This window comes from uncultured Corynebacterium sp., from assembly GCF_902782855.1.
GTDB lineage: Bacteria > Actinomycetota > Actinomycetes > Mycobacteriales > Mycobacteriaceae > Corynebacterium.
The window spans coordinates 1-7843 of the sequence record NZ_CACZOO010000335.1 but is presented as its reverse complement, the minus strand read 5'-3'; the positions used below and the strand labels follow the sequence as shown (position 1 = coordinate 7843).

Sequence of the window (7843 nt, the reverse complement as noted above, 5' to 3'; positions counted from 1 at the left end):
CCCCTTTTTTGTGGTGTGTCCGGATTGTGGTGGTCGGGCTGCTCAACCCGGCGGGCTGTCCGTCACCCACCGCGACAGCAGGCATATGCACGTCCAGCAGCACCACGTCGGGCGCCGTGTCCCGACCCCCCGGTGACCTCGGAGCCTCGCATGCGGTTCCTGAACCGGGGCCTCCGGACGCGCATAGGATGAACGCCATGGACAGGGAGCATTCTCCACACCCGATCTGTGGAACCGGCAACGACGCACGCTACCGGCTCCGCTACGCAGCCCCCCGCGACATTCCGGAGATCCGTGACCTGGAGCGCCGGTCCGGCGAACCGTTCCGCGACATCGGCCTTGACGTCATCGCGGACGACGATCCGCCGGACGAGGCCACTCTGCACGCTGCGGTTCTGGGTCATTCGGTACTCGGCCACGCTGTGTTCGTCGTCGAGGACGGTGGCGACAACCGGCGGACCCCGGGCGGGAGCACATCCGGGCGGACCCCGCCCACGGGACAGCGCCCGGACCCTGCCCCTCGCCCCCTCATCGCCTGGATGTGGTTGTCTGTCGTCGACGGCGACGTGCTCGTGGAGCAGGTGTCCGTGGACCCGGGGTACCGCGGGCAGCGGATCGGTGCCGGGCTTCTCAGAACAGCCGTGGAGTGCGCCGCGAGGCACGGTCTACCCGGTGTGGTGCTGACGACCTTCCGTGACGTCCCGTGGAACGGTCCGCTCTACCGCCGACAGGGTTTCACCGACATGCGTGCGGAAACCATCGGCCCGGAGCTCCGGACTGTACGGTGTCGCGAGACTGCGTCCGGGCTGGATGTGCTGCCGCGGGTGTGCCTGCGCCTCGACACCTCCGGGATCCGGACCCTCACCCCTCAGGACGCTGTCAGAGCACCCCGAGGACGTTCACCCGCACGGTGATCGTCGCGTTCTTGTCGACCATTGCACCTGCTGAGGAGGACTGACCGGTCACCTGGTCGATCGTCCTCGGGTCAATGGTCGGCACCTCCTCACGCTGGACACTTCCGCCGGTCCACCCGGCGTCCTTCAGCATCCCCTCGACAGCGTTGATGTTGCTGCCCTGCAGGTTCGGCATGATGAACTGGTTGCCCTTGGAGACCGTGAGCGTCACGGTGGACCCCTTCGGCTGCCGGGTTCCCTCGTCGGACGCGGAGAGTACCTTGTTCTCCGGCTCGGCGGAGTCCACCATGTTCACCTCGACGGTGAACCCGGCGCCCTCGAGATTCGCGCGGGCGGCCTCGAGATCCAGCCCCGAGACCGTCGGAACGCGCACCTGCTCGGTACCGGTGGACACGGTGATCGCCACCTCGGTGCCCTTCGAGACCTGTGAACCCTGTCCCGGTGACTGGCTGGTGATCTCACCCGCCGGCACGGAATCGCTGGCCTCCTCCTCGACCTGGGGCTTCAGCTTCAGACCCACGTCGCTCAGGGCCCGTTGCGCCTGCTCGGTGGTCATCCCGGACAGGTCGGGCACCTCGGTGATCTCCTTGCCGGAGGACACGAGCAGCGTGATCTGTGACCCCTCCGGAACCGATGAGGCCGCACCGGGGTCCGTGCCGATCGCGTTGCCACGCTCGATGTCAGCATCGGCCTGCTCGGCGATCTCGACGCGGAGCCCGGCGTCCTCGAGAATCTTCTCGGCCTCGGCCTGTGGACGGTCGCGGACGTCAGGCACGGAAACCGTGGACCGGTTGTTCCCGATACCACCACCGTCGAAAAGGAAACTGTAGGCGAGGACGCCGCCGACGCCGAGCAGGGCGACAAGTGCGATCACCCAGGCCACGGTGCCGGCGCGGCGCTTCCCCGATGTCCGGTCGGGCCTGTCGCCGGTGCCGTTGTTCCGGGCTGCCGGGACTGTGCCTGCGGCACGGGCTGCCGGGACTGCGCCTGCGGCACCGGCTGCCGCGGCACCCGCCGCCGGGGCGAACACGGTCGTCGGGACGTCCTCCGACGCGGGCGCCTCATGGGCGTTCCCGGCGCCGAAGGCCGTGGTCTCCGCATGGGCGACCGCGGCCATCGGCATCCGTCGTTCAGCCAGCGCCTGCAGATCCGAGGCCATCTCCTCGGCGGTGTCGTAGCGGTCCGTCGGATCCTTCGCCATGGCGGTGAGGACCACCGAATCGAGTGCCAGGGACTGCTGGTCATCCAACCGCATACCCGGCAGCGTCGACGGCGGGACCGGGGCGTCCTGGACGTGCTGGAAGGCGACGGAGAACGGTGACTCACCGGAGAACGGCGGACGCCCGGTACTGATTTCGTAGAGGACGCAGCCCGCCGCGTAGATGTCGGACCGGGCGTCCGCGGACCGGCCACGGGCCTGCTCCGGAGAGAGGTACTGGGCGGTGCCGATGACCGCCGAGGTCTGCGTCATCGCGGAGGTCGAGTCCGACAGCGCGCGGGCGATGCCGAAGTCCATCACCTTCACCGCACCGGTGTTGGTGATCATGATGTTCGCGGGCTTGACATCCCGGTGGATTATCCCGGCCTCGTGGGAGAACGACAGGGCGCGGCAGACCTCCGCCATGACCCGGCCGGCCTCGGTGACGGGCATCGGGCCGGAGTCGCGGATGATCTCGCGCAGGGTGGATCCGTGGACGCGCTCCATGACGATGTAGGGCACCGAGCCGGTCTCCGGGGAGGTCTGTCCGGTGTCGTACACTGCGACGATGGCGTGGTGGTTCAGCTTCGCCGCGTTCTTCGCCTCCCGGCGGAACCGCTCCAGGAACGTCTCGTCCCGGGCGAGGTCCGCCCGCATCATCTTCACGGCGACGTCGCGTCCGAGCAGTTCATCGGTGGCCGCGTAGACGTCCGACATGCCACCGGTGCCGATGACGGCCCCGAGACGGTAACGGCCGCCGAGCGTGGTGTTGGTCAGATCCACGTTGCCTCTCCTTCCCACTGCGCGGGGTTTCCGGCCGTGGTGTTCTCAGTGACCTTACCGGGGTTGTTCAAGCCACCACCAGCAGTCATGGTCCCGGTCATGCTTCTCCCGCGGCATCATCGCCGTCGACGGTGGTCGCCGTTCCCGGCGCCGGAGGAAGGGCACTGTGTGCCCCGCCGGTGCCGCCGGACTGCCCGTTCTCGCCCGCCGTGTCCGTCGGGCCGCTGTCGTGGTCGTCCGGGGGTTCGGTGTGGGGCGGGGTGGTCGGTTCGCCGGTGCCGGTGCCCGGCGTCGACGTGGGACCGGGGGCCTGTGTCGGCAGGTCACCGTCGGTGGAGTCCGGCACGGTCTCCTCCGGTATCTCCCCAGGAGTGTCCTCCGGGGTCCACTCCCCCTGATCCGGTGGCGCGACCGGGACCTGCTCGATCACGGTGGTGGTCTGCGTCGGCGACTCGTCACCGGAACCTCCCCGGCCCTGGGACAGTGCCCAGACGAGGACACCCACCCCGGCGAGGGCGACGATGACGATGAACCAGATCCACCCGGACCCCGACGTCCCCCCCGCCCGACGCGACGTGGTGGACGGATGCCCCTGCCGGGTGTTCTGCGGTCCGTTGGGGCGGGGTGCTGGGCCCATGTTCGACGGGTCGGTGACCCGGCCCAGTCGCGTCCCGGTGACCGGTGGCACGGGCGGGGTGGTGACGGCACGGGTCTGCGCGGACATCGACACCGGGGCCGGCGGCATGCCCCCGGCCCGGACCCGGGCGGCGGCCGCGGCGAGTTCCCCACCGTCGGCGTACCGGGTGCGCGGGTCCTTGCGCAGGCAGATGTCGATGAGTCCGCGCACCGGGGTGGAAACCTCCCCGGGGATCTGCGGGGCGGGCGTACTGATGTGCTTCAGCGCCACCGACACGGTCGACTCCCCGGAGAACGGGCGCCGCCCGGCGAGGATCTCGTAGCCGACGACACCGAGGGAGTAGACGTCACTGGTCGGGCCGACGTCATGGCCCTGCGCCTGCTCCGGGGAGACGTACTGTGCGGTGCCGACGACCATGCCGGTGCGGGTCAGCGGGACCGCGGACGCCGCCTTCGCGATCCCGAAGTCCGTGACCTTCACCAGCCCGTCGGCGGTGATCATGAGGTTGCCGGGCTTGATGTCGCGGTGGACCAGGCCGCGCTCGTGGATCGCCTGCAGGCCGGTCGCCGCCTGGGTCAGCAGGTCCAGTGCCATGACCTCGGGCAGGGTACGTTCCCGGGCGAGGATGTCCGCCAGGGACTCGCCCTGGACGTACTCCATGACGATGAAGCAGTAGGTGATGCCGGTGCCGTCGACATCGGGCACCTCACCGTAGTCGTAGGTCTCCACGACATGCCGGGACCGCACGGTCTCCGCGGCCTCCGCCTCGGCGCGGAACCGGGCACGGAACTCCGCGTCGTCGGTGAGTTCGGGCTTGAGCACCTTCACGGCGACATCGCGGGCGGGGCTGTCGGCGGTGCCGTCGTCGCCGGCGAGCCATACGGTGGACATGCCGCCGCGGCCGATGACCCGGTCGACGTGGAACCGGGGCCCGTAGTACGCGTCGAGGACGCGCTGCATGCGGCGGGCGTCCTCCCGGTGGGGATCATCGGACTGCCCACCGGTGGGGAAGGCGGTGGTCTCGTCGCTCATTACTGCGCCTCCTGGAGGGCGGCCTGGATGACGGCGCGTCCGATGGGGCCGGCGACGGCGCCACCGGTGGCGGCCTGGCCACGGTCGCCACCGTTCTCGACGAGGACAGCGACGGCCACGTCACCCTCCGGGGCGAAGGCGACGTACCAGGCGTGCGGGTCGGAGTTGCGGGAGTCGACGCCGTGCTCCGCGGTACCGGTCTTCGAGGCCAGCCCCATGGTGCCGCCGGCGTAGGTCTCGGCGCTCCTCATGAGATCGGTGAGCTGTGAGGCGATGTCACCGGAGATGGCCTGGGTGACCTCCTTCGGTTTCGTCGTCTCCAGCGGCGTGAGGTCGGCGCCGGTGACCTGCCTGACGAGGTGCGGTTCCATGCGCCGGCCACCGTTGGCGATGGTCGCGGCGATGACCGCGTTCTGCAGCGGGGTGAGCGCGACATCGCGTTGGCCGATGGCGGACTGTGCCAGGGCGGACGCGTCGGGGATCTCACCGACGGTCGAGTCCTGCACCGGAAGGCCGAGGTGGGAGAAGGCGTCCCCGTCATCGATGCCGAATGCTGCGGCCGTGCTCTTGAAGGCGTCGGTGCCGTGACGCTGCGACAGGTCCACGAAGGAGGTGTTGCAGGACTTCTCGAAGGCGGTGCGCAGCGTCACCTGGTCGGCGCCGCAGGACGATCCACCGTAGTTCTCCAGGGTGGTGGTGCCGTCCGGCAGGGTGATCTGCGGGGCACCGGTGACCATGGTCTCGGCGTTGTCGCCGGCGGCGAGGGCGGTGGCGGTGGTGATGAGCTTGAAGGTGGACCCCGGCGGCTGGGTCTGCTGGGTGGCGCGGTTGAGCAGCGGTGACCGGTCGTCGCTCTGGAGGGACTCGAAGGTGGCGTCCGCGGCGTCGGTGTCGGTGGAGGCGATGTCCGCCGGATTGTAGGACGGGGTGGACGCCATACCGAGGATCTCCCCGGTCGACGGCCGGATCGCCACGACGGCACCGGAGTAACCGGCTGTGGACAGCTGGTCGTAGGCGGTCTGCTGCACATTCGGGTTGAGGGTCAGCTCGACGTTCGCACCGCGCTTCTCCTTGCCGGTGAGGGTGTCCCACACCTGGCTGGGGAGCAGGGAGTCATCGGTGCCGTCGAGGATGGAGTTCTGCGACTGCTCGATACCCGCGGCACCGTAGCGGTCGGAGAGGTAGCCGATGACCGAGCCGTAGGCGGCGGGCGCGGTGGGGTAGCTGCGCTGGTAGTAGCCGTCCTCGTCCGGGGTGGACTGTGCCAGCACCTGCCCACCGGCGGTGATCTGGCCGCGGGGGACGGACTTGGTCTCGAAGTACTGGCGGGCGTTGCGGGAGTTGTGGGCGTAGGTGTCCGTCTGGAAGCCCTGGATCCAGGTGAGGTTCACCAGGAGGATCGCGATGAGCACGAAGACGAAGACGGAGACGTTCCTGATTGCACGGTTCACTGGGGCACCTCCGCCCGGTTGTCGGTGGTGGCCGCCGGGCCGGTGTCCCCCGTGCGGGCACGGTTGTCGTGGGAGATCTTGAGGATGATCGCCAGCAGCAGGTAGTTCGCCAGCAGGCTCGACCCGCCGTGTGACATGAAAGGGGTGGTCAGGCCGGTCATCGGCAGTAGTTTCGAGATGCCGCCGGTGACGACGAAGATCTGGATGCCGATCGTCAGGGAGAGGCCTGCGGCGACGAGCTTGCCGAAGGAGTCCGGTGCGTTGAGGGCGGTGACCATGCCGCGGGTGACGAGGACGGCGAACAGGACGAGGACGGCGGCCAACCCGATGAACCCGAGTTCCTCACCGATGGAGGAGAGGATGAAGTCGGCGTAGGCGATGGGGACGAGCTGCGGGTAGCCCTGGCCGAGCCCGGTGCCGGTGACTCCGCCGAAACTCATGCCGAACAGCGCCTGGGACAGTTGGTATCCGGTGCCGTCATAGTTGCTGAGGGGATCGAGGAAGTTGGTGAATCGGTCACGGATCTTGTCGGAGATCTGGAAGACCCCCCAGCCGCCGATGAGCGCCAGGCCGCCACCGAGGATGAGCCAGGAGGCCCGCCCCGTGGCTATGTAGAGCATGCCCAGCACCGTACCGAAGAGCAGCAGGGCGGGGCCGAAGTCGTTCTGGAATGCCGAGATGAGGATGGCGAGGCCCCAGACCAGCAGGATCGGGCCGAGATCGCGGAGCCGGGGGAACTGCAGGCCGAGGACGCGGCGGCCGGCGACGGTGAACAGGGTGCGCTTGTTGACCAGGAGGGCGGCGAAGAAGATCAGGAGCATGATCTTCGCGAACTCGCCGGGCTGGATCGAGAACGGGCCGAGGCTGATCCACACCTTCGCATCCGAGTTGATCGAGGTCGGCCACACGATCGGGAGGGCGGAGAGGAACAGGCCGCCGAGGCCGAGAAGGTAGGCGTAGCTCTGCAGGTTGTGGTGGGAGCGCATGAAGATGATGACGGCGCAGAAGATCGCCACACCCACCACCGTCCACATGATCTGCGAGTTCGCCCGCGTGGTCTCGGAAGCGAGGTCGATGCGGTAGATCATCACCAGGCCGATGGCGTTGAGCAGGGCGGCGATGGGCAGCATGATCTGGTCGGCGTCCGGCGCCTTGAGACACATCACCACGTGGGCGATGCCGAAGACGGCGATGAAGCCGCCGAGGACGGTGAACACCTCGGAGGTCAGGCCCGTGGCGTCGCCGCCGGCGCGGGTGGCGACGTCGGACTGGGACAGCTGGAGGGCGATCACTGCGGTGCCGAGGATCAGGGCGGTGAAGATCAGCAGGCCGAGCTCGAGTGGCCGCCCGTGTGCGGTGCGGGTGCGCGACACGTCAGTTCACCTCCCGGCAGGACACACCCGGGGTGGTGAGGTCCGAGGGGTCGCCGTCGGTGCTGTCGGAGCGGCGGGTGACGCAGATCGGCAGGGTCTGGGCGGAGAGCCGCCGCAGCTGGTCCTGGACGGACTGGTAGGAGTCCCGCGGCAGGGTGTCGAGGGTGCCACGGGCCGCCGGGGTGAGGTCGGCCGTGCTGAACCGGTGGCAGGGGTCCTCCGAGCCGGCGGGCAGCAGGCGGATCTCGGCGTCCTCGCTGAGGCAGATCTCCTGGTAGGCGGAGTGCAGGGGGATACCGAGGAAACTGCCCGGGGCACCCTGGTAGATGAGGATCGGGACGCCCTTCGCGGCGGCGACGGCGTCACCGGTGTCCAGGGTGGTCGCCAGGGTGGTGTCCGGGGTGGTCGAGGGGGACGCCTGGCGTGTCGTCGCGGCGGCTGCGGCCGACGTCTGG

General features: G+C 69.2%; 5 protein-coding genes and 1 pseudogene. 1 reads left to right on the top strand and 5 read right to left on the bottom strand.

Features of this window, described 5'->3' with window-relative positions; translation table 11 throughout:
* Window positions 1-197 precede the first annotated feature (197 nt).
* Window positions 198-914 (top strand): GNAT family N-acetyltransferase, encoded by a 717-nt coding sequence (locus QZV72_RS13640; protein ID WP_297009191.1) that lies wholly within the window; start codon window positions 198-200, stop codon window positions 912-914.
* Here QZV72_RS13640 and pknB read toward each other — a convergent pair.
* The 5 genes and pseudogenes from pknB to QZV72_RS13615 all read right to left on the bottom strand — a co-directional run.
* The gene (gene pknB, locus QZV72_RS13635) at window positions 880-2895 is read right to left on the bottom strand and encodes a Stk1 family PASTA domain-containing Ser/Thr kinase (RefSeq protein WP_297009190.1); all 2016 of its coding nucleotides are present in this window, start codon (window positions 2893-2895) and stop codon (window positions 880-882) included. The two genes, QZV72_RS13640 and pknB, sit on opposite strands and share 35 nt — an antisense overlap.
* A gap of 97 nt (window positions 2896-2992) precedes the next feature.
* On the bottom strand, window positions 2993-4564 hold the full coding sequence (locus QZV72_RS13630; RefSeq protein WP_297009189.1) for a serine/threonine-protein kinase: 1572 nt from the start codon (window positions 4562-4564) through the stop codon (window positions 2993-2995).
* Window positions 4564-6015, bottom strand: coding sequence for a penicillin-binding protein 2 (locus tag QZV72_RS13625; protein WP_297009188.1), 1452 nt, complete (start codon window positions 6013-6015; stop codon window positions 4564-4566). Before QZV72_RS13625 ends, QZV72_RS13630 begins: the two co-directional genes overlap by 1 nt.
* On the bottom strand, window positions 6012-7388 hold the full coding sequence (locus tag QZV72_RS13620) for an FtsW/RodA/SpoVE family cell cycle protein (protein ID WP_297009186.1): 1377 nt from the start codon (window positions 7386-7388) through the stop codon (window positions 6012-6014). Before QZV72_RS13620 ends, QZV72_RS13625 begins: the two co-directional genes overlap by 4 nt.
* Window position 7389: 1 nt before the next feature.
* Window positions 7390-7843 (bottom strand): annotated as a pseudogene (locus QZV72_RS13615) (serine/threonine-protein phosphatase); the annotation flags it as partial.